Origin of the sequence: Jeongeupia chitinilytica, from assembly GCF_014652315.1 — a bacterium.
Taxonomy (GTDB): Bacteria; Pseudomonadota; Gammaproteobacteria; order Burkholderiales; family Chitinibacteraceae; genus Jeongeupia; species Jeongeupia chitinilytica.
On the sequence record NZ_BMYO01000009.1, the window covers coordinates 111,718 to 136,797 of the forward strand.

General features: G+C 67.2%; 22 protein-coding genes. 7 read left to right on the forward strand and 15 right to left on the reverse strand.

Annotation, left to right across the window (positions count from 1 at the left end; all coding sequences use genetic code 11):
• The first annotated feature begins 201 nt into the window (after positions 1 to 201).
• Positions 202 to 1,890 carry a Na/Pi cotransporter family protein gene (locus IE097_RS16225; RefSeq protein WP_189461909.1) on the forward strand — a complete coding sequence of 563 codons (1,689 nt, stop codon included), beginning with the start codon at positions 202 to 204 and terminating at the stop codon, positions 1,888 to 1,890.
• A gap of 61 nt (positions 1,891 to 1,951) precedes the next feature.
• Here the strand turns inward: IE097_RS16225 and IE097_RS16230 are convergent, their stop codons facing one another.
• The 6 genes from IE097_RS16230 to IE097_RS16255 form a co-directional block, all read right to left on the reverse strand.
• Complete coding sequence (locus IE097_RS16230) at positions 1,952 to 2,458, reverse strand: outer membrane lipoprotein (protein WP_189461910.1); 507 nt, start codon at positions 2,456 to 2,458, stop codon at positions 1,952 to 1,954.
• A gap of 70 nt (positions 2,459 to 2,528) precedes the next feature.
• Positions 2,529 to 3,116 (reverse strand): 2OG-Fe(II) oxygenase, encoded by a 588-nt coding sequence (locus IE097_RS16235; protein WP_229797629.1) that lies wholly within the window; start codon positions 3,114 to 3,116, stop codon positions 2,529 to 2,531.
• Entirely contained in the window at positions 3,079 to 5,154 is a 2,076-nt protein-coding gene (locus tag IE097_RS16240) for a site-specific recombinase (protein ID WP_189461911.1), read from the reverse strand. Before IE097_RS16240 ends, IE097_RS16235 begins: the two co-directional genes overlap by 38 nt.
• A 48-nt stretch (positions 5,155 to 5,202) precedes the next feature.
• Positions 5,203 to 6,099, reverse strand: coding sequence for a fructosamine kinase family protein (locus IE097_RS16245; RefSeq protein ID WP_229797630.1), 897 nt, complete (start codon positions 6,097 to 6,099; stop codon positions 5,203 to 5,205).
• Positions 6,100 to 6,196: 97 nt separating this feature from the next.
• Positions 6,197 to 6,610, reverse strand: coding sequence for an ExbD/TolR family protein (locus IE097_RS16250; protein ID WP_189461912.1), 414 nt, complete (start codon positions 6,608 to 6,610; stop codon positions 6,197 to 6,199).
• The gene (locus IE097_RS16255) at positions 6,610 to 7,344 is read right to left on the reverse strand and encodes a MotA/TolQ/ExbB proton channel family protein (protein ID WP_189461913.1); all 735 of its coding nucleotides are present in this window, start codon (positions 7,342 to 7,344) and stop codon (positions 6,610 to 6,612) included. The genes IE097_RS16250 and IE097_RS16255 overlap by 1 nt, the downstream gene beginning before the upstream one ends.
• A gap of 267 nt (positions 7,345 to 7,611) precedes the next feature.
• On the opposite strand from IE097_RS16255, the gene IE097_RS16260 reads away from it, so the two are divergent.
• On the forward strand, positions 7,612 to 9,240 hold the full coding sequence (locus tag IE097_RS16260; RefSeq protein ID WP_189461914.1) for an EAL domain-containing protein: 1,629 nt from the start codon (positions 7,612 to 7,614) through the stop codon (positions 9,238 to 9,240).
• Positions 9,241 to 9,474: 234 nt separating this feature from the next.
• On the opposite strand, the gene IE097_RS16265 is transcribed toward IE097_RS16260, so the two are convergent.
• The 6 genes from IE097_RS16265 to IE097_RS16290 all read right to left on the reverse strand — a co-directional run bounded on the left by IE097_RS16265 (position 9,475) and on the right by IE097_RS16290 (position 16,199).
• Complete coding sequence (locus tag IE097_RS16265; RefSeq protein WP_189461915.1) at positions 9,475 to 10,764, reverse strand: L-cysteine desulfidase family protein; 1,290 nt, start codon at positions 10,762 to 10,764, stop codon at positions 9,475 to 9,477.
• 314 nt (positions 10,765 to 11,078) lie between these two features.
• A complete protein-coding gene (locus IE097_RS16270; RefSeq protein ID WP_229797631.1) occupies positions 11,079 to 13,193 on the reverse strand; it encodes a TonB-dependent siderophore receptor in 2,115 nt (704 codons plus the stop codon).
• A 73-nt stretch (positions 13,194 to 13,266) separates the two neighbouring features.
• Positions 13,267 to 14,817, reverse strand: a complete 1,551-nt coding sequence (locus IE097_RS16275) for a PepSY-associated TM helix domain-containing protein (protein ID WP_189461917.1) — start codon at positions 14,815 to 14,817, stop codon at positions 13,267 to 13,269.
• A 4-nt stretch (positions 14,818 to 14,821) separates the two neighbouring features.
• The gene (locus IE097_RS16280) at positions 14,822 to 15,079 is read right to left on the reverse strand and encodes a hypothetical protein (protein WP_189461918.1); all 258 of its coding nucleotides are present in this window, start codon (positions 15,077 to 15,079) and stop codon (positions 14,822 to 14,824) included.
• Complete coding sequence (locus tag IE097_RS16285; RefSeq protein ID WP_189461919.1) at positions 15,079 to 15,336, reverse strand: hypothetical protein; 258 nt, start codon at positions 15,334 to 15,336, stop codon at positions 15,079 to 15,081. Before IE097_RS16285 ends, IE097_RS16280 begins: the two co-directional genes overlap by 1 nt.
• A 602-nt stretch (positions 15,337 to 15,938) precedes the next feature.
• Entirely contained in the window at positions 15,939 to 16,199 is a 261-nt protein-coding gene (locus IE097_RS16290) for a YkgJ family cysteine cluster protein (RefSeq protein WP_189461920.1), read from the reverse strand.
• Between the two features lie 211 nt (positions 16,200 to 16,410).
• Between IE097_RS16290 and IE097_RS16295 the strand changes: the two genes are divergently transcribed.
• The 4 genes from IE097_RS16295 to IE097_RS16310 are packed head-to-tail and all read left to right on the forward strand — an operon-like array spanning position 16,411 to position 21,886.
• Entirely contained in the window at positions 16,411 to 18,429 is a 2,019-nt protein-coding gene (locus IE097_RS16295; protein ID WP_189461921.1) for a DUF2298 domain-containing protein, read from the forward strand.
• The gene (locus tag IE097_RS16300) at positions 18,426 to 20,465 is read left to right on the forward strand and encodes a DUF2298 domain-containing protein (RefSeq protein WP_189461922.1); all 2,040 of its coding nucleotides are present in this window, start codon (positions 18,426 to 18,428) and stop codon (positions 20,463 to 20,465) included. The genes IE097_RS16295 and IE097_RS16300 overlap by 4 nt, the downstream gene beginning before the upstream one ends.
• 13 nt (positions 20,466 to 20,478) lie before the next feature.
• On the forward strand, positions 20,479 to 20,874 hold the full coding sequence (locus IE097_RS16305) for a GtrA family protein (protein ID WP_189461923.1): 396 nt from the start codon (positions 20,479 to 20,481) through the stop codon (positions 20,872 to 20,874).
• The gene (locus tag IE097_RS16310; RefSeq protein WP_189461924.1) at positions 20,864 to 21,886 is read left to right on the forward strand and encodes a glycosyltransferase family 2 protein; all 1,023 of its coding nucleotides are present in this window, start codon (positions 20,864 to 20,866) and stop codon (positions 21,884 to 21,886) included. Before IE097_RS16305 ends, IE097_RS16310 begins: the two co-directional genes overlap by 11 nt.
• A 47-nt stretch (positions 21,887 to 21,933) precedes the next feature.
• Here IE097_RS16310 and IE097_RS16315 read toward each other — a convergent pair whose 3' ends face one another.
• Positions 21,934 to 22,338, reverse strand: a complete 405-nt coding sequence (locus tag IE097_RS16315; protein ID WP_189461925.1) for a YidB family protein — start codon at positions 22,336 to 22,338, stop codon at positions 21,934 to 21,936.
• Positions 22,339 to 22,622: 284 nt separating this feature from the next.
• Here IE097_RS16315 and IE097_RS16320 point away from each other — a divergent pair, with 284 nt between their 5' ends.
• Positions 22,623 to 22,991, forward strand: coding sequence for a hypothetical protein (locus IE097_RS16320; RefSeq protein WP_189461926.1), 369 nt, complete (start codon positions 22,623 to 22,625; stop codon positions 22,989 to 22,991).
• 149 nt (positions 22,992 to 23,140) lie between these two features.
• Here IE097_RS16320 and IE097_RS16325 read toward each other — a convergent pair whose 3' ends face one another.
• On the reverse strand, positions 23,141 to 24,187 hold the full coding sequence (locus tag IE097_RS16325) for a sulfate/molybdate ABC transporter ATP-binding protein (protein WP_189461927.1): 1,047 nt from the start codon (positions 24,185 to 24,187) through the stop codon (positions 23,141 to 23,143).
• A 13-nt stretch (positions 24,188 to 24,200) separates the two neighbouring features.
• Positions 24,201 to 25,079 (reverse strand): sulfate ABC transporter permease subunit CysW, encoded by an 879-nt coding sequence (cysW, locus tag IE097_RS16330; protein ID WP_189461928.1) that lies wholly within the window; start codon positions 25,077 to 25,079, stop codon positions 24,201 to 24,203.
• Position 25,080: the final 1 nt, after the last annotated feature.

The window sequence follows — 25,080 nt, forward strand, 5'->3', positions numbered from 1 at the left end:
CCGCTCGCCCGGCAGGACGTGTTGCGCAGGTGCCGCAGCCGCCGACGTCCGTCTGGCCGAATTGACGCTGCCGGGCGACCAAACCGGCGGCCATGGTCAAGACTGGTGACATAAGCGCAATTAGAACGCAGCACCGGCCGGGCAGGACAAAGGCCGGGCTGCCCTTCCGGGATGCCGCATTCCGGGCTGGGGAGAACGAGCATGATGACCGTTCTGCTTCATCTTGCCGGTGGTGTCGCCCTCCTGACCTGGGGGCTGCACATGGTCGAAACCGGCTTCATGCGCGCCCTCGGCGCGTCGTTGCGACAGCTGATGGGCCGCAGTCTCGGCAGCCGCTGGCGTGCGCTGTTCGCCGGGATGGCGATCACCACGGTACTGCAGAGCAGCACCGCCACCGGCCTGCTGGCGACCTCGTTTGCCGCGCGCCGGGTGCTGACGCCGATTGCCGGACTGGCGATCATGCTCGGTGCCAATCTCGGTTCGACGCTGATCGTCCAGGCCTTCTCGCTGCATCTGGGCTGGGTTTCGCCGCTGTGCCTGATCGCCGGGCTGTTCATGTTCGAGCGGGGCAAGGGCTCGCAGACGCGCGATTTCGGCCGCGCCTTCATCGGCATCGGCCTGATGCTGCTGGCGCTGCGGCTGCTGGTCGAAACCATGCAGCCGGCCGAAGCCGCGCCGGCGATGCGCGCCATCCTCGACGTGCTGGCCGACCAGCCGCTGCCGAACGCATTCATCGCCGCGCTGCTGACCTGGCTGGCGCATTCGAGCATCCCGACCGTGCTGCTGGTGATGTCGCTCGCCGGCTCGCACGCGATCCCGGCCAGCACCGCGCTGGCCATGGTGCTCGGCGCCAACATCGGCAGTGCGCTCAATCCGTGGTTCGAGGGCAACAAGGGCAACGACAACCTGCGCCGCCGGCTGCCGGCCGGCAACCTGCTGCTGCGCGGCGGCAGCTGCCTGGTGCTGCTGACGGCGGTCGGCCCCCTTGCGCACGCGCTGGGGCGGCTGTGGCCCGACCCGGGCGCGCTGGTGGCCGATTTCCACACCCTGCTCAACCTCGGCATCGCGCTGGTCTTCATCGGCCTGCTCAAGCCGGTGTCGAAACTGCTCGAACGCGTGTTTCCGGACCAGCACGGCACCGCCGACCAGCCCGATGCGCCGCACTACCTCGACCCGTCGGCCATCGCCACACCCTCGCTGGCGCTGACCTGCGCGACGCGCGAAGCGCTGCACATGGCCGACATCGTCGAAGACATGCTGCGGGCCAGCATGCCGGCACTGCTCGGCGACGACCGGCAGCGGATTGCCGACATCGCCCGTCGCGACAACGCCGTCGACCGGCTGCACGAGGCGATCAAGCTCTACGTGACCGACATCACCCGCGAAAGCCTGTCGCCGCAGGATGCGGCACGGGCGATGGCGATCATCGGCTTCGTCATCAACATGGAGCACATCGGCGACATCGTCGACAAGAACCTGATGGAGCTGGCCGGCAAGAAGGTGCGCGGCCAGCTGAGCTTCTCGCACGACGGCGCGGCCGAGCTGAGCCGGCTGCACCAGGCGGTGCTCGACAGCTTCCACCGCGCGCAGTCGGTGTTCATGTCCGGCGACGAGCGGACCGCGCAGGCGCTGCTCGCCGGCAAGCCGAACGTGCGCGAACTCGGCCGGCTCGCCGCCGACGCGCATCTGGCCCGGTTGCGCGACGGCGTGCCCGAAAGCATCGCCTCGAGCTCGCTGCACCTCGACGTGTTGCGCGACCTGCGGCGCATCCACTCGCACGTCTGCGCGATCGCCTATCCGGTCCTCGAAGCGCAAGCGCCGGAATCCGGCACGGTGCGGAGTCGCACCGCGGAGACCAAGCGCTGGCAGGGCGTCACCGGCCAGGCCTGAGCGCGGAACGGCAGAACGGCCCGCAAGGGGCCGCTCCGTTCAGTTCAGCTGCGTACCGCGGTCACATCGGAGCTGCTTGCGGTGCCCCCTGCGGAACGATGCCGCTGCCGGCCGGGACCACGCGGGTGCTCTTGTGGTCGGTGAGGATGTCGACGCGCTGGCCCACCGCCAGCGGCGCGTCGGCCTTCTGCACGATGACCATGCGCTGGCCGTTGTCGAGCCTGACCGTCACTTCGTACGCATCCTGCTGGGTCACGCCCTTCTCGATCGCGTTGCCGGCCAGGCCGCCGACGATGGCGCCGAGGATGCCGGCGACGATCTGGCCGTTGCCGCCACCGATGTTGCCGCCGGCGGCAATGCCGCCGATCGCGCCACCGGCCACGGTGCCGACACCGGTCGAGTCTTCCATCTTCACCGAGCGGATATTCTCGATCGCGCCGGACTGCACGGTTGCAGCCTGCATCATCTGGTCACGGTTGTAGACGTTCGACGAGGTGTTGGCACAGCCGGTCGCGAACAGTGCGGCAGCGACCAGCGTGGTCGCGCCGAGCATGCGGCGGGTCGTCATGATCCTGCCTCCTGAGGGTTTGGGTTGCCCATATTTTAATCGCGGCAACGTCCCGCCGCTGTGCAGCAAGTCACAAGCCACGGCGGCGGAACCAGCCGGTCAGCGACCAGCGCTCGCGCCGCGCCGGCCTTACCTCGTGTTCGAAGCGGTCGGACATGAACACCGCCAGCGTACCGCCGTGCGGCGCGACGTCGGTGTGGCTGCCGTCATCGAGATACAGCCGAAGTTCGCCGCCGTCGTCCTCGCCCCATTCGGGATTCAGGTACAGCACGATGGTGACGACCCGCGTGTCTTCGCCGCGGTGCTGGTCGAGATGGCGCGTGTAGAAGTGCCCTGCCGGGTAGACCGCCAGATGGCACTCGAGTTCGGCCAGACCGAGATAGAGCGCGGCGTTGAGCTCGCCGCGCAACGCGTCGAGCCGCGCAAGCGCAACCGCCGCGGCCGGATCGCCGTCGTCGAGCCAGAGCACCTCGTCACCGCGGATCGTCGCGTTGACCGCGTGACCGCCGGCCCGGCCGATGCCTGCACGTGCAAAGTCGTCCCGGCGCGACCGCGACGCCGCGACCAGCGCGTTGACTTCGTCCGGGCTCAGAAAGCCCGGCAGCACGCACCAGCCGGTCTCAACCAGCGCGTTGGCGACGCAATCGTACCCATTCACGTACGGTCTCCTGATGGTTGGGCAACGCCTGCAGCGGCTCGGCCGCCACTGGCCTGGCCGCCGCCGGCGGGAAGAAGAATTCGCCGGGATGGCGCAGGAAGCGGCGCACCAGCTTGCCCAGCAGCGGCTTGGTCGCCTCGAAGGTCAGCTTGCGCGAACGCAGCGCAACCCACAGCGCCAGGCCGAAGCTGACCGCGAGGTTGGTCATGCCGATCAGCGCGATCCCGAGCACCGAGATGGCGACGACGTGCCAGTCGAGCTGGAAGTTGTACGCCACGGCGGCAAACGACAGATAGGCCGACGAAAAGGTGATGTGGCGGATGTCGATCGGCAGGCCGAGCAGGAAGCCGACGGTGCCGATCATGCCCAGCATCATGCCGAAGTAGAAGTTGCCGGCCAGCGCACCAAGGTTGTGCTCGATGTATTTGGCCAGCCGCCTGGCACGCGATTCGCCGAGCAGCCAGTTCAGCCACGGCAGCGCCGCGACCCGGTCCGGAATGCGGTTGTAGATCGCCTTGTTGTCGTAGTAGCCCGAAATCAGCCCGGCCAGGAACAGGCAGCAACCGGCGATCGCCGCGTGGAACACCGCCAGACTGGCGATCGGCGACAGGTCGTGCAGCAGGTGGTCGGCCTTGGCGGTATCGACCGGCGGCACGCCGAAATACCAGTTCCACGTCATCGCGATCAGCAGCGCCACCGGCATCGCCAGGGCCACGTTGCCGACGATGGCGATGAACTGCGTCCGCACCACCTTGACGATCATGCCCGCGAGTTCGTCGAGATCGATGCGCTGCTTGTTGCGCTTGCTGCCGGCATGGATCGTCGCGGCAATTTTCGCCGCCGTCATCGCCGGCTGCTTGGTCGCGATGGTGAAGTGCAGCATGTGGATCAGCATGAAGCCGAGCGCATAGTTCAGGCCGAACAGGATGGCCTCGAGCAGCAGCGGGATGTGCGCCTTGGCGGTCAGCAGCTTGAGCAGCGCCATGAAGCCGACGATGACGCCGGCCCCGGCGGCCGACTTGAACATGTCGCGCCACTCGCTGCGCGTTTCGGCGATGTAGTGCTCGCCGGTGTGGCTGGCGTGTTCGGTCACCTGCAGCGCCAGCAGCGACGTGTTGTCGGCGAAGACATCGCGGATCCGGTACTTGCGGTTCTCGGCGCGCACCAGCGCGACCAGGCCGTCGATCACCAGCTCGGCCTTGTCCGGATTCGGCACCGGGTCGATCAGCAGCAACAGCATGCGCATGCGCTCGACGTGCTGGTAGATCCGCACCAGATGGTAGGTCAGCCCGACCGAGATGCCGTTCTTCGCCGCGCTTTTCCTCGCCCGGGTCAGCCACTCCTCGCACTGGTCGAGCAGCACGAGAATGGGCCGGACGTCCTCGTCCGGCAGCGCCTCGTCGATCATCGACTGGCGATAGTGCTCGATGTAGGCGAGCGTTTCGACGTTCTGGCGCACGAACGACGACTCGAAGCGCTCGATGTCCGGGTTGTTGCGCACCAGCTCGGGCTCGAGGCCGATCGCCGAGAGCCGGCACGACAGCACCTGGATCGCTTCGAGCACCTGCAGGCGGGTCTTGTTGATGCTGGCCTGGTCGGTTTCGTCGTGGAAATGCATGGCCCGGCCGAGCGCCAGCCACGCGTCGCGGCTGATCGACTCGAGCCAGACGTAGTCGGTTTTCTTGTGGAAGAGCGCGCCGAACACGTCCTTGAGCGAATAGCGGTTGAACACCGGCGGCAACAGGCGGTAACCGATGCGGCGGGTCAGCGCGGTGTAGAAGGTCTCGTTCGAGAGGATGCCGGTGTCGGTGTAGAGCTGGACCTGCTTGCGCGTCGACAGCAGGTGCAGCAGGTGGCGCCGCAAGGCGGCACGGAAGTCGCCCGATTGTTCGAGCAGGTAGGCCAGCGCCTGTACCGCATTGTTGGCGGCAACGGCGTCGGCATGATCGCGCGGGCGCATCGTGTCGACGAGCTCGCGGAACAGGTCGAAGGCGCGGTCGGTCGACGCGCTGACCATCGTTCGCAGAATGGCTTCCATTCGGTATCCAGTGGTGTTTTGTCGATTTTATCGCAGCGGCAGCGGCCGTCAGCGCAGTTCGGCCAGCAGGCGTCCCATCATGGACCCGGCCTCATGACGATAGTGCCCGCCGAACAGGTTGAAATGGTTGAGCACGTGGTAAAGCTGGTACAGCGTACGCCGCACCGCGTAGCCGGCGTCGAGCGGCCAGGCCGCACGGTAGGCGTCGTAAAAGCGCGGCGAGAAACCGCCGAACAGCTCGGTCATCGCCAGATCGGTCTCGCGGTCGCCGAAGTAGCTGGCCGGATCGAACAGTACCGGTATGCCGTCGGCGAGGAAGGCCGCGTTGCCCGACCACAGGTCGCCGTGCAGCAGCGAGGCCGCCGGCGCATGGCCGTCGAACAGCACCGGCAGCTGCGCCAGCAGCGTCTCGCCCTCATGGAAATGCGCGCCTCGGGTGGCGGCCAGCGCCAGCTGCGGGGCCAGCCGGCGCCGCGCCCAGAAATCGGCCCAGTTGCCCAGCCAGCCGTTCGCCTGTGCCGTGCTGCCGATGGTGTTGTCGATGTCCCAGCCGTAGCGCGGCATCGTCAGCCGGTGCACGTCGGCCAGTGCCTCGCCCAGGCGCGCATCGTCGCCGTGGCGTGCGAGGTCGAGCCACTCGAGCACCAGAAAGGCCGTATCGCCGGTCACGCCGGTGCAGACCGGCTGGGGCACGCGGATGCGCGCACCCAGCTGGGTCAGCGCGGCGGCCTCGGCATCGAACATCGGGCGTGCAGGCCTGCGATTGCATTTGACGAAATAGCGGTGCGTCCCGGTTTCGAAGCGGTACGCTGCGTTGATGTCGCCGCCGCCCACCGGACGCGCCACGCCGGATTCGCCGGCCGTGGCCCCGGCGGCACGGATCGCAGCGGCAATGTCGTTCCACATCGCGTTCTCCAGGTCGGTTTCTGCCAGTGTGCCCAGCATGCCCGATGACGGCCGGATCGCGCAGCGTAAACGCTTGGCCTTGAAAAAAACGCCAACGCCCGCATGAAGCGGGCGTTGCGGTGGCCGGACGGTGCGCTTACTGCGCCTTGGGGTCGGTGACGAAACCGATGCGCTCCAGCCCGCTGCGTTGTGCGGCCGCCATCGTCTGGGCGACAACCTCGTAACGCACGTTGCGGTCGGCGGTCAGGTGCAGCTCGGGTTGCGGCTTCTTCTCCGCTGCGGACTTGAGCCGCTCTTCGAGCACCGTCTCGTCGATCTTCTCGCCCTGCCAGAAACGCTGGCCGCCGGCGTCGATCGACAGCGCGATGTTTTCGGGCTTGACCTCCTGCGGCTGGTTGGCCGCACGCGGCAGGTCCATTTTCACCGCGTGGTTGATCACGGGGACGGTGATGATGAAGATGATCAGCAGCACCAGCATGACGTCGACCAGCGGCGTCATGTTGATTTCGCTCATCACGTCTTCATTGTCGTCGAGGCTGCCGAACGCCATCACTTGCTCCCGTTGACGACGTTCAGCGCCGGGGCCGGCGACGCGGCCGTGCTGCCGACCCGCGAACCGGTGACGAAGTAGGCGTGCAGGTCGTGGGCAAAGCGCGACAGCTGCATCGCCACCGCCTTGTTGCCGCGCACCAGCGCGTTGTAGCCGAGCACCGCCGGGATCGCGACCGCGAGGCCGAAGGCGGTCATGATCAGCGCCTCGCCGACCGGACCGGCGACCTTGTCGATCGTCGCCTGGCCCGACACGCCGATGCCGACCAGCGCGTGGTAAATACCCCAGACCGTGCCGAACAGGCCCACGAACGGCGCGGTCGAGCCGACCGACGCGAGGATGGACAGCCCCGACTGCATCGACTGCTGGGCGTCGTCGATCGCGCGGCGCAGGTTGCTGGTCACCCAGTCGCTGACGTTGAGCGCACCGTGCAGGTCGTTCTTGTTGTGCGCGTGGTGGGCGACCGCATCGGCGCCCTCCTCGGCCAGATGGCGGAACGGGTTCGCCGCACGGGTTTCACCGAGCACGGTCAGGCCGGCGGCGAAATCGCGCTGGTGCCAGAAATCGTTGCTGGCCGCGCTGGCCTGGCGCTTGAGCTTCACCAGGCGCCATGCCTTGACCAGGATCACGCACCACGAGGCGATCGACATCACGAGCAGCAGGATGGCCACGCTGCGGGTCACGAAATCGCCCTGCGCCCAGAGCGCGGCGATGCCGTAGGGATTGGTTTCCATCTCGTTTCCTTTGTGCGATTCGTTCGGCCGCGAACGCAGGCGCGGCCCTTCAGTCCGCCATATTAACGAGAATTGTTATCATCCTCAACAGGTTGCGCAATGATGGGGGCCGCAACCGTCCTCCGGGTGCATCGCGCAGGAGGCCGAACAATTGCCGCACGCCAAATGCTGCCAATCCGGGCCGGTGATGGCGACCTAAAATCAAGCATCCCCTGATCTTTGCCTACGATGAAAGCACCTGCCCCGAGGTCCGGTACCCCCCAGTCCATGCCACGACGAATTGCCCATCTGCTGTTCCGCAACCCGACGAACACCGGCAGCGGCCTCCCCCAGGCGGAGCCGACCCGCAGCCGGATCTGGTCGCGCCTGCTCATCTCGGCCCTGGTCGCGCTGACGCTGCCGCTGCTCGGCCTCGGCATCGGCATCCTCCAGGCCCGCTGGCAGCTGCAGCACGAAGCCGACCTGTCGGTTGCCCAGGCGATCAAGCGGCTGGACCAGATACTGGACAACGGCCGACAGGCCGCCGAAGCGGTCCGGTTCCGGGTCGGCGCGCCGTGCGACAACAATGTGCAGAGTGCCCTGCAATGGCAGGTGGCGACGGTTCCCTTCGTCCGTTCGGTCAATCTGGCGATGCACGGCCATCTCTACTGCACGTCGCTGCTTGGCCCGGTCAGTCAGGATGTCGGACCGCAGAACTATGTCGACGGCCGGCTGCTGCTGATGGCCGGCAACACCACGACGCCGGACGTGCCGCTGCTCGTCGTCCGCACCCCGGTCGCCGACGGCTCGGTGCTGTCGGTCATCGACGGCCGTTACCTGCATGCGGCACTGCAATTGTCGGTGCAGGAAAGCGATCTGTACTTCGTCGTCGGCAAGCTGCACATGGACCTGAGCGGCAACGTCAGCGACACGCCGATTCCGTACATGGACGATGCGTTCACACGCCGGACATCCGCCAGACATCCCTACACCATCATTGCCGGCTCCCGTGAAGGATCGATCGAAACACACCTGTTCAACTACAACCTGCCGCTACTGGTCCTGACCGTCCTCGTCGGCCTGCTGGCCGGGCTGATCTGTTACCGGCTGCTCGGCCGGCCCAGCTCGCCACGCGCCACCCTGCGGCGCGCACTCGAAGCGAAGCAGTTCGAACCCTTCCTGCAGCCCATCGTCGATGCGCGCGACGGCCGCTGGATCGGCGCCGAAGTGCTGATGCGCTGGCACCTGCCCGGCGAAGGGCTGATCCGGCCCGACCTGTTCATTCCGATGGCCGAGCGGACCGGGCTGATCCTGCCGATGACCCGCGACCTGATGCAGCAGGTCGCCACCGTACTGGCGCCACACGCGGCCGAACTGCCGCCGTGCTGCCACATCGGCTTCAACATCAGCGCGGCGCACTGCCGCGACCCGCAACTGCTCGACGACTGCCGCGACTTCCTTGCCGCGTTTCCGCCCGGTACCGTCGAGCTGTGGCTCGAACTGACCGAGCGCGAACTGATCGAGCCGACCGAGGACACCGACCTGCTGTTCCAGCAGCTCGATGCGATCGGCGTCAAGGTGGCGATCGACGACTTCGGCATCGGCCATGCCAGCCTCAACTACCTGCAGCGCTTCACCGTCGACGCACTGAAAATCGACCAGAGCTTCGTCAAGCGCATCGGTGCCGACACGCTGTCGGGCCACCTGCTCGACACGCTGGTCGAGCTCGCCACCCGGCTCGACATCGATCTGGTCGCCGAGGGCGTCGAAACCGCGGCCCAGCGCGACTACCTGCGGGCGCTCAGCGTGCGCTACCTGCAGGGTTACTACTTCGGCCGGCCGATGCCGATCCACGAATTCATGCCGGCACTGCGCCACCACCGCAATGCCGTACGCGATACCGTCGACCACGTCTGAGCGGTGCCGACGGCGTGCAAAAAGGGATGGCCCGGGCCATCCCTTTTTACTTCCACCACGCCGGTTCTGGCACCGGCGCTCGCCACGATTCCGGCATGCATCCTCGGGGTGCGCCGCGCCACTTCGACACCTTGCGCGCCGGAAAGGGGCCGAACCCGCACAGCGCACCGGATACCGGACGAAGACCGTGGTCCCGGCGACGCCGGCCCGTACCGAAAACCGGCCGGCAGCGCGTCAGCAGTTGTTCTTCTTGACCATGATCTCGATGATCTGCCGGTCGGTCTGCACCATGCTGCCGCAGGCCAGCGCGCACAGATTGTCGATCGACGCGTCGACATCGTCGGCGACGATGCCTTCGTTGCCGGTGACGCGCGAATCGTCGAGCGCCATCAGCACCGCCTTGTACGCGGCGGAGCCCGAGGTCGAGACCTTCATCGCGCAGCTGTTCGACGCCCCGTCGCAGATGATGCCGGCGATGTCGCCGACCATGCTGCAGATCGCCATGCCCACCGCGTCGTAACCGCCGCGCAGCAGCCACGCGATGCCGGCAGCGGCGCCCATCGACGCCGTCGTCACCGCGCACAGCGCCGACAGTCTGGGCAGCTTGTCGTGAACGTAGATCGCCATCAGGTGCGACAGCATCAGCGCCCGCGCCAGTGTTTCGTCACCGACGCCGAGATGTTCGGCGACCACCACCACCGGCATCGTTGCGGCAATGCCCTGGTTGCCCGAGCCCGAATTGCTCATCGCCGGCAGCGTCGCGCCGCCCATGCGCGCATCCGATGCCGAGGTCGAACGGATCAGGATCTGCGTCGGCAGGTCGTCGGACAGCAGGCCCTTGTGCATCTGCCGCTTGAGCGTGGCGCCGATGTGCAGGCCGTAGTCGCCGCCCATGCCCTCGACCGACAGCGCGTCGTTGAGTCGCGCAGCCTCGAGGATGAAGGCGATGTCGTCGAACGGTGCCGTGGTCGCGAAATCGTAGACGTCGCGGGCGGTGACGCCGGTGAGCGAGTACGCCACCTCGTCGTCGCCGCGACAGGACTCCGCCTCGAACAGCGTTTCGCCGTCCTTCTCGATCCGCACGACGTGGGTATGTGCATCGGCGATGCACACGCGCACCCAGTGGCCGCCGGCCTCGAGCCGCGCTTCGGCATAAAGGATGTTCGGCACGTCGGCGATGCCGACGCCGACCTGCTGCGCGGCCAGCATGGCCTTGCCGGCGGCGACGGTCCCGGCGTCCAGCCCCTTGAGCACTTCGAGCCGCCCGTCCGGATCGCCACCGAGCGCGCCGACAGCGGCGGCAATCGGCAGGCCGACGGTGCCGGTACCCGGCACGGTCACGCCCATGCCGTTCTTCATCAGGTTCGGCGATACCTTCGCCACGATCCGTTCCGGAACGGCGCCGAGCTCGCGCCGCGCAATCGCACAGGCCAGCGCCAGCGAGATCGGCTCGGTACAGCCCAGCGCCGGGGTGACTTCGTGCCGGACGGCCTTGAGCAGGTCCGGCCACAGATGCGTATTCATGCAAGGCTCCTTGTTACCGACGAGTCTGACTGTTTGCCGGCGTGCGGCAATCAGGGAAACTAGCGAGGCGATGGTTCGCACCGTCACCGGATCGGGAACCGTCGTCCATCGACAGTCATTATGTTGCCCAATGCAACCTGTTGGCCGTGACCGTGAATACTTGCCGCGATCGCCGGCAATCGGGCGGCCCGCGTCCCCGCACCGGATGACGTGGCCGGCACCTGGCTGCGCGAAGGCGGCGTGCGTCCGGCGCCGTCATCCCGCCATCCAATGAAAAAGACCGCCCGGAGGCGGTCTTTTTCGTCTGCGACCTCTTACCAGCGGTAGCGGGCCGATGCGGTGATCGTGCGTTCGTAGCCGTAGTAGCACCAGTTGATGCTGTTGCACGCGGTGATGTATTCCTTGTCGGTCAGGTTGCTGACGAACAGCTGCATGCGCCAGTCCTTGATGTCGTAGTGCACCGACAGGTCGACCAGCGTGTAGGGATCGGCCTGCCACTGGTTGGCCGCATCGCCGTAGCTCGAGCCGACGTAACGCACGCCGGCGCCGAAGCCCAGACCGGCCCAGTTGCCGCCCTGCAGCGTGTAGTCGGCCCACAGCGCCGCCTGGTGCCTGGGCAGCAGCGCCACCTCCTTGCCCAAGGTCGCCGGATCGTTGCTCTTGGTCACTTCGCTGTCGCTGTAGGTGTACGACGCCATGACGTTGAAGCCGGGGCGGAAGTTGAACTTGCTTTCGAATTCGAAGCCGCGCACCCGGATCTCGCCCTGCTGCACCGAATGGAACGCATGGTCCGGATCGACCGTCAGCGCGTTTTCCTGCGTGGTCTGGTACAGCGCGGCGGTGACCATGTGGTTGGTACCGGTCGGCTGGTACTTGATCCCGCCCTCGTACTGCTCGCCGGTGGTCGGCTTGAAGACCTCGCCGGCAAACGAGCGTTCCAGCGTCGGCTGGAACGAGGTCGAGTAGGCCACGTACGGCGCCAGCCCCGAATCGAACACGTAGTTCAGCCCGGCGCGACCGGTGAACGCCCGGTCGTCCTGCGAGCTGTCCTTGCCGCTGAGATTGTCGTGCACGTCGGTGTCGACCCAGTCCTGACGACCGCTCAGGGTCAGTACCCAGCGGTCCAGCTTGATCTGGTCCTGCAGGTAAAGGCCGAGCTGGCTCTGCTTCTGCGTGACGTCGCTGCTGTTGGCCGGCGTGACGATGTCGGCACCGTAGACCGGATCGAACACGTCGATCGGCGGCGCAGCGCCGAAGCCCGAGGTCGCGTGGTCGTTGGTCTTGCGGTAATCGAGACCGGCCAGCACCACGTGCTGCAGCGTGCCGGTGCTGAAGCGTGCCTCGGCCTGGTTGTCGACGCCGAACATCTTGGTCTTGTCGTGCGGCGTGTAGACATAGCGGTTCAGCGTGCGCAGATCGGCCTGCAGGCCGTTCGCGCCGACCATGTCGTGCAGCACGTCGGTTTCGGCAAAGCGCAGGTTCTGCCGCACCGTCCAGGTGTCGTTGACGACATGGGCGAATTCGTAACCGATCGACTTCATTTCCTTGTCGTAACGGTCGTAATCCGGCTCGCCCGGGTCGAACGACGGCGAAATCGAGCCGTTGGGATTGGACAGCAGCGTACCCTGCGCCGGCAGGAAGCCGCCCGGATTGCCGGTTTCGGCCTTCTGGTAACGCGCGAGGAAGGTCAGCGAAGTGTCGGCATCGGGCTTCCACGTCAGCGCCGGCGCGATGAAATAGCGCTTGTCCTCGCCGTGATCGATGCTGGTGTCGCTGTCGCTCGCCAGCGCCGTCAGCCGGTACAGCCACGTGCCCTCGGCGTTGAGCGGGCCGCTCAGGTCGACCGTCGCCTGCTTGTGGTTGAAGCTGCCGATTTCGACGCCGACTTCGCCCGTGGCCGCGTCGGTCGGCCGCTTGCTGACCATGTTGACCATGCCGCCCGGCGGCAGCTGGCCGTACAGCACCGACGACGGCCCCTTGAGCACTTCGACGCGCTCGAGCCCGTACGGCTCGACCCGGGACTGGCCGGTCCAGGCGCCGTTGGGCAGCGTCATGCCGTCGAGGAAGAACGCCGGCGTGAAGCCGCGCACCAGCAGCCAGTCGCTGCGGGCATCGGCACCATAGGCGCCGCCGACGACCCCCGAGCTGTAGCGCAGCGACTGGTCGATGCCCGACACCGCCTGATCCTGCAGCTGCTCCTTGGTGATCACCGTCACCGATTGCGGAATCTCGACCAGCGGGCTGTCGGTCTTGCTGCCGGTGCGGCTGCGTTTGGCAACGTAGCCGTATACCGGGCCCTGGGCGTCTTCGAGCGCGCTGGCGCTGACGCTGACGGTATCGAGCCGGGTTTCCTCGGCCCGAACCCCGGCCGCGGCAAATGCCAGCGCCATCGCCGCGATCAGCGGGCGCAGTGTCTGTGTACGATTCATGATGAAGCTCATTTCCCTGGGATTGCAGTGATGAAGGCCGCCTCTGCGGGCGGCTGAAAACGAATCCGTGCGGTCACGCCGCGGCCAGCGTCCAGACGCTGTTGGGCTGACCCTGCCGTGCACGCCGCCGGCAGGCGCGGGCCAGCGCGACGAAGCCGGCCGCGAGCACCAGCCCCATGGCATCGACGCCGAACACCGCCCATTCGCCGCGCGCGGCGGTCACGAACAGGTGGTCGCCGGTGGCGATGCCGTTGGCCAGCGGAATCGCCGCCGACAGCACGGCCGCGGCATTCAGCAGATCGATCGCGGCCTGCGCCGGTGGTCGACGGAAGGACCAGCCCAGCAACAGTGCGAAGGTGGCGAAGCAGGCCGCGCGCGCCCAGACGGCCGGATCGGCACCGGCCGCATGGGCCGCCATGGTGGCGACAAAGGCGGCCGAGATGGCCGCGCAGCTGCCGATGCACACGCCGGCGGTGGCCTGCGCCATGCGCCGTGCCTTCAGCGGCTGCGCCGGCGTCTGGCGCTTGCGTCGCGCCTCGATCCACAGCAGGTTGCCCGAATAGAACAGGAAGGCGCCGCCAAGGCCGAGCACGAAATACAGCCACTGCACCAGCACGCCGCCGAAACTGCCGAAATGCACGCCGTAGGCGCCACCGAGCACCGCCTGGTTGACCGTGCGCTGCCCCGGCACTTCGAGCTTGAGGACGTCGCCGGTGACCATGTCGAGGCCGATGCCGCCATAGGGGCCGAGCGTACCCGGCGACGCCCCGCGGATCTCGACCGTGGCATTCCGGTCGCCGTAGTTGATGAAGCGCAGCCAGTTGGCCTCCATGTCCGGCGCCACCGCATGTATCTTTTCCAGCAGTGCAACCGGGGACAGCATGGCCGCAGGCCGGCCGGCCGGCGCCCGCGTGACGGCAGCACTGGTTGCGGTCTCGAACTCGCCCGCCAGCCGGCCCCCGGCCACGCCCTGGTCAAAGACCGCGAACACGAAGCCGTACAGGCAGAACAGCGCGCCGGTGATCGCGAACATCACGTGGAAGGGCAGGCTCAGCACGCCGATGACGTTGTGCGCGTCCTGCCAGAAGCGCTTGAGGTTTGCACCCGGCCGCAATGCGTACAGGTCCTTCAGCAACACCGGCAGGTGCACGATCAGCCCCGACACCAGCGCCAGCCCGTACAGCAGCGACACGATGCCCATCACCCAGATGCCGGCGACCGGCAGGCCGAGCGAGAAATGCAGCGTGTTGACGAACTCGGCGAGGTCGGACTGCGGCGCGACGGCGCTGCCGCGTCCGATCTCCGCCAGTGCACGGTGCTGCCATGCACCGGCCGGCGCATCGAACCACCACGCAGTCAGTGCCGGATCGTGCGCGGACGGCAGCATCATCGCGAACTGGCCCTTCAGTTCCGGATGGGCAGCATGGAAGGCCGCGATGCGCGCGCCGGCGTCGTCGATGCGCTCGACCGTGGCCTGCCGCATGGCCGGCGTCTGCCAGACGGCGAGCTCCTCGTGGAACACGGTGATCGCACCGGCGTAAAACGCAATGAACAGTGCAAAGCCGGCGATGATGCCGCTCCAGGTGTGCAGTTGCTTGTACAGACGCAGCGAAGCGGATTTCATTGGCTCAGCCTCCCAGCGTCCGCGCGGCGCTCAATGCGGCGAACGCCGCGAGCGTCGCCAGCGCCAGCGAGCCCCAGGCGCGCGGCGCGCTGCGGAACAGCGGGCTGGCGGCGACCACGGCCAGCCAGACCGGCAGGATCGCCAGCATTCCCGGCACCATGCCGTCCTGCCACGGCCCGGGCCAGGCGTACAGCACCGCACCGACGGAAAAGGTGGACAGCGGCAGGCCGAGCACGGTCGCGGCGATCAGCTTGCCCCACATCAGCGGCGCTCCGGCACCAGCAGCGCCAGGTAGGGCAGCGCAACGCTCGTCAGCATCATCACCAGCAGTGCGGCGACCAGCCCGGACGCGACGTCGGCGGCGCCCATCCAGACGCCGGTCCCCGCGATTGCCAGCAGCACGGCCAGGCGGCGCGAACGGCGGCCGGCGCTCCGAACGGCGAGCAGCCGCTGCTGCGGCGACGACAGGTAAGCCAGCGACGCGGCGGTCAGGCACAACAGGAAAGCGAGTGCGGACATGATGTTGGCAAGAAAGTTCAATACAGGATCGAATGCGAATGCTAACACGATCGATTCTCATTAACATTTCTAGGCTGTAAGCAGCCACTGACGCAGCACGGCAGCCTGCAGGCATCGGGACCGCCCGTCCCTTCCGCAGAAGGCGAACGGGCCGAGGCTCGGCGCGCAGCACACGATGCTCGAAGCCCGGTACAGGGCGCTGCGGCTGGCACGTGGCGACATCGCCGAGCGCACTCGCGCGCCCGGCCGCGCCCGATGGCTGCTGCTGACGGCCGGTCAGGCCGGATTGGCGGAAGGAGCACGCCGGCGTCGCGCCGTGACCTTCAACCGGCTTGCAAGGGAGAGGGAAGCCGAGGGCCCCGGTGCGAACGCGATGATTGAAATCCGGCTGTGCGACCGTGAAACCGTGGTGCGCACCGCCCGCGAGTTGAAGCCGCCGTTCGACGAGGCCGTAGCAAGCCGGACACACGCCAATCCAGGGGCGGCGGCGCCATGGGGCGGCGCTCCGGATGCCGCGCAGCCTGCCGCAACGCGGTACGCTCGTCCGTGCCAACGAAAAGACCGCCCGAAGGCGGTCTTTATTCACGGGGGGTGTCGGCCGCTCACGGTGCGGTCGCGTGCTCGAGTTCGGTCAGCCAGGCCAGCGCATGCAGGCGGTCCGGACCGCACATCGCGGCCTCGGCCTGCAGCCCGCCACACACGGCCGGGCGCGCCGGATCGGTGAAGATCGCGCAGCGCAGATCGTCGGTCAGCTGGATGCACGGTACACCGGCCGGTTTGCCGTCGGGCATGCCCGGAATCGGGCTGGTGATCGACGGTGCAATGCAACACGCGGCACAGGCGGGACGGCAGGAAATCGGCATGGCCGCGATTGAACCGCAGCCGCCTGTCGCGGGCAAGCGGTCCTGCCGGGCGGCGGGCTGTTGCGGCCACGCGATTGATTGTAAGCTCGCTTCCAACGTAGTGGCAGCAACGACCGCTACGACAAAAGCAGCTGACATGCGCCGGCCCTCAAATGGCCGCGTCGGCCGCGCTAAACAGGCCGGGCCATGACCCGTGCCAGGGATGGAAGAGATGAGTCTGATCTACCTTGCGCTGACGCTGGCGCTGCTGCTCGTCAATCTGGCCGGGCTGGCACGCCTCGTGCGCCGCTGGCTGCCCGACGTCCAGCTGGCGCGCGCCGGCAGCGTGCTCGCGCTGTGCCTCGTGCTGTTCTTCACCGAGCACTTCATCGGCCTCGGCCGGCTGGCATGGCTGTGGCCGGTGTCGACGGCGCTGTCGGTCGCGCTGGTCTGGCGGCCGGCGCAGCAGCGCGGCTTCTGGCTGGCACAGCTGCCGTTCGTGTTGCCTTTCCTCGTCGCACTGGCGTGGCGCTGGGGCTATCCGGACATCGACGCGACCAGCGAACACCTGACCGACCTGTATTTCATCAGCAACTATCTGAGCGGCGACACCTTGCCCCCGCCGGACCGCTGGCTGCCCGGCGCGGTGTTCGACTGTTATTACGCCTTTCTGCATTACTCGGTCGCGCTGATGGGCCGCTGGCTCAACCTCGCCGCCGGCCAGGCGATGAATCTCGGCAGTGCCATGCTGTTCGGCCTGATCGGCAGTCTGGCGTGGTCGGTGGCACGGCGTTTCGTTGCGTCGAACGCACTGCGCGGCCTGATCGTCGCCACGGTGATCGTTGGCGGCACCGGTGTCGCGCCGCTGCTGAACGTCCTCTACGTCGCGCCCGATGCCAGCCCGGCCTCGGCACAATCGGCGGCGATCACCCGGCTGTGGGCGAACACCCGCTTCATCGGCCTCTACGACCGGCTGTCGAACTCGGTACCGGGCCAGCAGCTGTTCCCGCCGAACGAGCCGCCGGCGATGGAACTGGCGCTCGAGACGCCGTCCTACCTGCTGTATCTCGGCGACGTGCACCCGCCGCTGGCCGGCTTCGTGCTGCTGCTGTTCGTGCTCGGCCTGATCGCGCGGATCGAGCGCCCGGCCACCGACGAGAACGGCGGCGAAACCGGTGACGTCCGCGCACCCGCCGCAGCCGTCGGTGCTGCCGTGACGCTGAGCATCGCCGCCAATGCCTGGGTGCTGCCGCCGATGGCGCTGCTGGTCGCCGGCTGGCTGCTGTACCGTTGGCGCGGCAAGGTCGCCTGCCTGGTGCTGCCGACCGCCGCCGGCGTCGCCGCCGCACTGGCGCTGCTCTACCCTTTCCTGAGCTACTTCGCGCTGGCCGGCCTGCACACGCCGATCGTCCTGACCAAACCGTTCGAATATTCGCCGCTGAACGAATGGCTGCTGTTGTGGTGGCCGGTGCTGCTGCTCGTCGTGCTGGCACTGAGCCAGGGACCGCGCGCTCGACTGGCATGGTGGAGCGCGCTCGGCGTGCTGGCGATGCTGGCGCTGTCCGAGCTCGTCACGGTCGACGATCCGCTCGGCGAGCGGCTGCAGCGCTTCAATACCGTGCTCAAGTGGTGGTCGTGGCTGTGGCCCGCCGCCATCGTCTGGCTCGGCGCGATCAACCTCGGCAGCGCGGTGCGCTGGCGCCGCATCGCCACGGTCGTGCCGCTGGCGGCGTCGCTGTCCTTCGTGCTGCCGCAGCTGCAGTTCTGGTGGCACAGCCCGCGCCCGCACGCCGGGCAGATCGCCGGTGACGCATGGCTCAAGGACGACGACGCCAACAAGGCCATCCTCGGCTGGCTCAAGGCACAACCGCAGGGACTGGTGCTCGAAAACACCGATCGCACCGCGTACAGCCCGAGCAGCGCCTTCGCGCTGTTCGCCGGCAAACCGTCGATGCTCGGCTGGCCCGCGCACGTCGCGCAATGGCGCGGCAACCCGGCGTACGTCGGCGAACGCGCCGATGCCGCCCGGGCGATCTACGCCGGCGCGCATCCGGCGGCCGGGGCCTGGCTTGTCGGCCAGCACGTCGACTACCTCGTGTGGAGCCGCTTCGACGCTGCCCGCGGCCCGGTCGTGCTGGCGCAGCTGAAAGCCGCCCTCGCCCCCGATTACCAATGGCAGCCGCTCTGGCAGGCCGGCACCGACGAGTACGGCGTGTTCGTCCGCACGCCCCACGAGACCGTTCAACCATGACCCTGATCTACTACGTACTGACGCTGGCACTGATCCTCGTCCATTTCGCCGCCGTGTCGGCCGTGGTTTCGCGGCTGATTCCGTCATTCCACGTCGCCCGCGCCACCGGCGTGCTCGGCATCACGCTGGCCTGTTTCTTCCTCGAGCACTTCCACGGCTGGGGCCGGCTCGCCGGGGTGTGGCCGTTCACGACCGCTATCGCGCTGCTGGCGCTCTGGTGGGACAAGGACCGGCTCAGGACCGCCGGCTTCGTGCGCAGCGAAGCGCTGTTCTGGGCCTTCGTCGGCTACGGGCTGATGTGGAAGTGGTTCTACCCGTCGATCTACCCGACCAGCGAACGCGTCACCGACCTCTTTTTCATCGGCAACTACCTGCCCGGCGCAACACTACCGCCGCCCGACCACTGGTTCCCGCCACGGGTGTTCGACTTCTACTATGCCTTCCAGCACTACGGCGCCGCGCTGATGGGGCGGTTGTTCGCGATCCGGCCGGGCCTGACCTACAACCTGGCGATGCCGCTGCTGATGGCCATGAGCGCAACGCTGGCGTGGGACATCGCCAGCCGCTTCATTGCCGGCCGCGCACTGAAAGTCCTGCTCGTCGTCACCTTGGTGCTCGGCGCCACCGGCGCCAGCCCGATGGTGCATCTGGTACGCCAGGGCGACGTCAACAACCCGAACGCCGAGGTCAACGACCGGATGTGGGCCAGCGCCCGCTTCGTCGGCCTGTACGACCAGCGTCTCGACACCGAACTCGCCCAGTCGCTGTACCCGCGAGAAACCCGCTTCGAAGCGCGCGAGCTGCCGCTGGAAAACTTTGGCTACCAGTACTTCGTCGGCGACTACCACCCGCCGCTCGGCGGCTTCTTCCTCTTGCTGCTGGCGCTGGCGCTGATGGCCATGGTCGAAACCGGCAGCGGCTCGCGCCGGATCAACACCGCACTGATCGGACTGACCGTACCGGTCACGATCGCGACCAATGCTTGGGTCTTCCCGCTGCAGGCGCTGCTGGTCGCCGGCTGGGCCGCGTGGCGCCACCGCCGGCCCCTCGCCTCTGGAGCGCCCGCCGATCCCCCGGCCGATGTGCCGACCGCGCCCGGCACCGACTGGCCGGCGCTGGTCGCCGGCGGTACCGTCGCCTTCCTGCTGCTCTACCCCTTCCTCGCCGGCTTCGCCAGCAAGTCGCTGTCGACGCCGATCCGGCTGGTTGCGGCGATGGACCACACCCCGCTGCTGCAGTACCTGACGCTGCAATGGCCGCTGCTGCTGCTGATCGCGCTCGGCCTCGTCGCCGGCGCGGCACAGCGGCGCACACGCGGTTTCACGCTGTATGCGGCGCTGGCCTTCGGCGCGCTGCTGCTGCTGTCCGAGTTCGTCTTCGTCGACGATCCGTCCGGCGGCCGCTTCGAGCGCACCAACACGGTCATGAAATGGTGGGGCTGGATCTGGACCGGCGGCCTGACCGTACTCGGCGCCCTGCTGCTCGGCCAGTCGCGCCGCTGGATCAAGGTCGCCGTTGCCGCGTCGCTGGCACTGATCACGCTCAGCTACGGCTGGGACACGCTGCGCTATCTGGCCAACGCCAGCCCGGGAGACCGCGGCCGCCTCGACGCCACCGCCGTCTACACCCAGGACCCGGCCGCGCGCGACCTGCTGGCACTGCTCGCCCGCCAGCCCGACGGCATCGTGCTCGAAAACGTCTATGGCGACGCCTACACCGACAGCAACATCTTCGCCGCCTTCACCGCCAAACCGTCGCTGCTCGGCTGGCCGTCGCACCTGATCACCTGGCACGGCAACACACCCGAAGTCTGGATCACCCGCGACCAGATCCGCACGTTCTACGCCGGCACGCAGGCGGACCCGCTCGGCTGGCTGACGCAGAAGAACGTCCGGTATATCGTCTGGACTCCGCGCGATGCCCAGAATCCGCAGGCGTGGTCGCAGCTGCAGCAGGCGATCGCCGCCGGCTACAGCTGGCAGCCGACCAGTGCCGCCGGCCAGTTGCCGGTCGGGCTGTGGGTGCGTCGCCGATAACCGGACCAGCCTGATGAAGAAGCTTCACCACCAGTTCCTGCACTTCGCCGCTGTCGGCCTTGCCGGCACCGGCATCCAGTACCTGACGCTGTGGTTCGGCGTCGAGCACCTCGGCCTCAAGGCGGCGGTGGCGTCGGCGGTCGGCTACGTGCTCGGCTGCTTCGCCAACTACGCGCTGAACTACAAGTACACGTTCAAGAGCGGCAAATCGCACAAGGAAGCCGCGAGCAAGTATTTCACCATCGTCGGCGTCGGCTGGTGCCTCAATACCGCGCTGATGACGCTGTTCGTCCACACGCTGGGCTGGCAGTACTTCGTGGCCCAGATCATCACCACCGGGATCGGACTGGTCTGGAATTTCGGCGGCAGCCGGTTCTGGGCCTTCCGGGAGCATAGACATGAACACTGATCTGCCGCTGCTGTCGGTCGTCGTGCCGGCGTACAACGAGGAAGCCGTACTCGAAGCCTTCCACGCCCGGATGGGTGCGCTGTTCGACAGCCTGCCCGCATACCGCTGCGAAATGGTCTTCGTCAACGACGGCAGCCGCGACCGCACGCAGGCGATCATCGACCGCTTGTGCGATGCCGATCCGCGCGTTGCCGGCATCGACCTGTCGCGCAACTTCGGCAAGGAAATCGCCATGACCGCCGGGCTCGACCACGCGCGCGGCGATGCGGTGGTCATCATCGATGCCGACCTGCAGGACCCGCCCGAGCTGATCCGCGACATGCTGCGCGAATGGGAGGGCGGCTACGACGTCGTCTATGCCAGACGCACCGTGCGCGACGGCGAGAGCTGGGTCAAGAAAGCCACCGCGGCGGCGTTCTACCGGACGATGAACCGGATGTCCGGCCGGGTGCACATCCCGCGCGACACCGGCGACTTCCGGCTGATGAGCCGGCGTGCCGTCGACGCGCTGCTGCAGTTGCGCGAGCAGCACCGTTTCATGAAAGGCCTGTTTGCCTGGGTCGGCTTCAAGACGAAGGCGATCGAATACCGCCGCGATCCGCGCGCCGCCGGCGTGTCGAAATTCAACTACTGGAAACTGTGGAATTTCGCGCTCGAAGGCATCACGGCATTCTCGATCGGCCCGCTCAAGGTTGCCACCTATCTCGGCCTGACCACCGCGCTGTTCGCTTTCGGCTACGGCGCGTGGATCATCACCAAGACGCTGATCTGGGGTGACCGCGTCCACGGCTATCCGACGATCATGGTGACCATCCTCTTCCTCGGGGGCGTGCAGCTGTTCTTTACCGGCGTACTCGGCGAATACATCGGCCGGATCTTCAACGAGACCAAGCAGCGGCCGCTGTACTTCACCCAGGCGCTAAGGCCGTCGCGGGTCGACGAGGTCCAGCCGGTCAGTCCGCCGCGGCAACTGCCGTACGAGGAACGCGGCAGCCTGATCGACGGGCGCTGAAACGGCAAGGACGCCCACGGGCGTCCTTGTCTTTTGCCGGTGGACCCTCAGCCGAAGAGCTTGCCCTTGAGCAGGTTCAGTCCCTGCGCCAGCAGGTCGCCGCCCTGCGGCACCTCGCCGTTCGGCGTGAGCTGGTCGACCAGTTGCGGCAGCGCCTCGGAAATCTGTCCGGCGGCCTGCTGCAGATCGACGCCGAGCCTGGATGCGATCTGCGACACCGCATCGCTGCCGAGCACCGACTGGATCTGCTCGGCCGAAACCGGCAGGTTCTGGCCGGTCGAAATCCACGACTGCGCGACTTCGGCCAGACCACCCTGCTGGAATTTCTCCACCAGCCCGGAAATGCCGCCCTGCTGTTCGAGCAGGGGACCGAGTGCGCCGAGCAGGCCGCCCGCGCCTTCTTCCTGATTGCCGCCACCGAGCGCACCGGTCAGTTGATCCAGAAGTCCCATGCCTTTCTCCCGTATTGGTCCGGCCGCATGATGCAGCCCATCGTTTCATCCTAGCCAAGTGCAGCGACGGCAAGCCGTGCCGCTGCTCCGTACATGATAGACGGAGCACATGCCGGCCGCGTGACCGATCCGCGACAGGCCGCAACGCCGGGATTTGCAATCGGTTGACATCACCAACAAAGGGAAACACAGGCGAGCACAAGGCTCACAGACGACCGCACCGGGCGGTGCGATGCTGGACCTGTCGCCGCAACGATTGCGGCAGAAGAACCGGAGAAACCGACATGAACAAGCTGACCGCATCGCTCGCCACCGTCATCGCCGCCGCCGGCCTGATGATCGCCACCCCGTCGTTCGCCGAGGCCGTCGCGGCATCGGGTACTGCAGCCACCCACGTCCAGCATCACAAGAAAGCCGCAACGAAGAAGAAGGCATCGGCCGCATCGGCCGTGCAGAAGGCGCAGGCCAAGAAGCACCACGCGTCGGCTGCGTCGTCGGCCCAGAAGGCCCAGGCAAAGAAGAAGCATGCCTCGTCGGCATCGGCCGTGCAGAAGGCACAGGCCAAGAAGCATCACGCTTCGGCTGCGTCGTCGGCCCAGAAGGCCCAGGCGAAGAAGCACGCCTCGGCCGCATCGGCTGTGAAGACCAAGTAACTGCTCCGGAGGGCTTGGCCCCCTGTGCCCTCCCGGCTTCGAGCCCCGCCTTCTGGCGGGGCTTTTTTTTGGTCCCCGAAACGGCAACGGCGAACCCTTGCAGGTCCGCCGTTGTCGTGTCGGGCGAAATACCGGCTACAGCAGCCTGATCAGGCCGCCGGATAGACGCGGGCCTCGCGCGGATTCAGCCAGACGGGCTCGCCGACCTGCCAGCCGCCTTCCTGGTAGCGCTCGCGCGTCAGCTCGACCTCGACCACCTCGGCATCCTTGACGTCGACTTCAAGCCGGACGGTGGCGCCGAGCAGGCGCGAATGACTGATCACGCCGGCAATCGCCTTGTCGGTCGCGACGCGCGACAGCTCGATTTCATGCGGACGAACATAGACGACCGCCTTGTCGCTGTCGCCGGCTTCGGCGGCAAAACGCGCAGCGCCGACTTCGGCCCAGCCGTCGTGCACGCGCGAGTGGAACAGGTTCACGTCGCCGAGGAACTGGTAAACGAACGGCGTGGCCGGCGCGTCGTACACCTGCTCCGGCGTGCCGATCTGCTCGATCTTGCCCTTGTTCATCACCACGACGCGGTCGGCCACTTCGAGCGCCTCTTCCTGATCGTGGGTCACGAACACGCTGGTGATGTGCATTTCGTCGTGCAGCCGGCGCAGCCAGCGGCGCAGCTCCTTGCGCACCTTGGTATCGAGCGCACCGAACGGCTCGTCCAGCAGCAGCACCTTGGGTTCGACCGCCAGCGCCCGCGCCAGCGCGATCCGCTGACGCTGGCCGCCCGACAACTGTGCCGGATAACGGTCGGCCAGCCAGTCGAGCTGCACCAGGCTCAGCAGCTCGTGCACCTTGCGCTTGATCTCGGTCTCGCTCGGCCGGGTCTTCTTCGGCCGGACGCGCAGGCCGAAGGCGACGTTCTCGAACACCGTCATGTGGCGGAACAGTGCGTAATGCTGGAACACGAAGCCGACCTGGCGTTCACGCACATGCGTATCGGTCGCGTCCTCGCCATGGAACAGGATCTGGCCCTGATCCGGCGTTTCGAGACCGGCGATGATGCGCAGCAGGGTCGTCTTGCCGCAGCCCGACGGACCGAGCAGCGCCAGCAGTTCGCCCGAAGCGATGTCCAGCTGCAGGTTGTCGAGCGCGACGAAATCGCCGAAGCGCTTGGAAATGGCGTTGATTGCAATGCTCATGGTTCTTCAGTCCTTACTCTTCGGTCGCGTGACGGCGGTCTTCGGCGGCGAGTCTTTCGGTACGCCATTCAACCCACGATTTCAGCGCCAGCGTCACCAGTGCCAGCAGGGCCAGCAGCGAGGCGCAGGCAAAGGCGGCGACAAAGTTGTATTCGTTGTAAAGGATCTCGACGTGCAGCGGGATCGTGTTGGTCTGGCCGCGCACGTGGCCGGATACCACCGACACCGCGCCGAACTCGCCCATCGCCCGCGCATTGGCCAGGATCACGCCGTACAGCAGACCCCACTTGATGTTCGGCAGCGTCACGCGCCAGAACATCTGCCAGCCGCTGGCGCCGAGCACCATCGCCGCCTGCTCCTCGTCGCTGCCCTGCGCTTCCATCAGCGGGATCAGTTCGCGGGCGACAAACGGGAAGGTGACGAACACGGTCGCCAGCACGATGCCCGGTACGGCGAAGATGATCTTGATGTCGTGATCGGCCAGCCACGGTCCCCACCAGCCCTGCGCGCCGAACAGCAGCACGTAGATCAGGCCGGCAACGACCGGCGACACCGCGAACGGCAGGTCGATCAGCGTGATCAGGAAGCTCTTGCCGCGGAACTCGAACTTGGCGATGGCCCATGCGGCGGTCAGACCGAAGACGAGGTTCAGCGGCACGGCGATCGCCGCGGTGATCAGCGTCAGCTTGATCGCCGAGACGGCGTCGGGTTCGACCAGTGCCGCCAGGTACAGCTGCCAGCCCTGGCGGAACGCTTCGACAAAGACCGACACCAGCGGCACGACCAGGAACAGGCCGATGAAGGCCAGGGCAATACCGGTCAGCAGGATGCGGACCGGGCGCGTTTCGGTCGTCACGATCGAACGCGGCGCGTTGTTGACTCCACCCGCCATG

Coding starts and splice junctions, on each gene's coding strand:
- IE097_RS16225 (WP_189461909.1), top strand. CDS start 202: ATGATGACCGTTCTGCTTCATCTTGCCGGTGGTGTCGCCCTCCTGACC.
- IE097_RS16230 (WP_189461910.1), bottom strand. CDS start 2,458: ATGACGACCCGCCGCATGCTCGGCGCGACCACGCTGGTCGCTGCCGCA.
- IE097_RS16240 (WP_189461911.1), bottom strand. CDS start 5,154: ATGGAAGCCATTCTGCGAACGATGGTCAGCGCGTCGACCGACCGCGCC.
- IE097_RS16245 (WP_229797630.1), bottom strand. CDS start 6,099: ATGCTGGGCACACTGGCAGAAACCGACCTGGAGAACGCGATGTGGAAC.
- IE097_RS16250 (WP_189461912.1), bottom strand. CDS start 6,610: ATGGCGTTCGGCAGCCTCGACGACAATGAAGACGTGATGAGCGAAATC.
- IE097_RS16255 (WP_189461913.1), bottom strand. CDS start 7,344: ATGGAAACCAATCCCTACGGCATCGCCGCGCTCTGGGCGCAGGGCGAT.
- IE097_RS16260 (WP_189461914.1), top strand. CDS start 7,612: ATGCCACGACGAATTGCCCATCTGCTGTTCCGCAACCCGACGAACACC.
- IE097_RS16265 (WP_189461915.1), bottom strand. CDS start 10,764: ATGAATACGCATCTGTGGCCGGACCTGCTCAAGGCCGTCCGGCACGAA.
- IE097_RS16270 (WP_229797631.1), bottom strand. CDS start 13,193: ATGAATCGTACACAGACACTGCGCCCGCTGATCGCGGCGATGGCGCTG.
- IE097_RS16275 (WP_189461917.1), bottom strand. CDS start 14,817: ATGAAATCCGCTTCGCTGCGTCTGTACAAGCAACTGCACACCTGGAGC.
- IE097_RS16280 (WP_189461918.1), bottom strand. CDS start 15,079: ATGTGGGGCAAGCTGATCGCCGCGACCGTGCTCGGCCTGCCGCTGTCC.
- IE097_RS16285 (WP_189461919.1), bottom strand. CDS start 15,336: ATGTCCGCACTCGCTTTCCTGTTGTGCCTGACCGCCGCGTCGCTGGCT.
- IE097_RS16290 (WP_189461920.1), bottom strand. CDS start 16,199: ATGCCGATTTCCTGCCGTCCCGCCTGTGCCGCGTGTTGCATTGCACCG.
- IE097_RS16295 (WP_189461921.1), top strand. CDS start 16,411: ATGAGTCTGATCTACCTTGCGCTGACGCTGGCGCTGCTGCTCGTCAAT.
- IE097_RS16300 (WP_189461922.1), top strand. CDS start 18,426: ATGACCCTGATCTACTACGTACTGACGCTGGCACTGATCCTCGTCCAT.
- IE097_RS16305 (WP_189461923.1), top strand. CDS start 20,479: ATGAAGAAGCTTCACCACCAGTTCCTGCACTTCGCCGCTGTCGGCCTT.
- IE097_RS16310 (WP_189461924.1), top strand. CDS start 20,864: ATGAACACTGATCTGCCGCTGCTGTCGGTCGTCGTGCCGGCGTACAAC.
- IE097_RS16315 (WP_189461925.1), bottom strand. CDS start 22,338: ATGGGACTTCTGGATCAACTGACCGGTGCGCTCGGTGGCGGCAATCAG.
- IE097_RS16320 (WP_189461926.1), top strand. CDS start 22,623: ATGAACAAGCTGACCGCATCGCTCGCCACCGTCATCGCCGCCGCCGGC.
- IE097_RS16325 (WP_189461927.1), bottom strand. CDS start 24,187: ATGAGCATTGCAATCAACGCCATTTCCAAGCGCTTCGGCGATTTCGTC.
- cysW (WP_189461928.1), bottom strand. CDS start 25,079: ATGGCGGGTGGAGTCAACAACGCGCCGCGTTCGATCGTGACGACCGAA.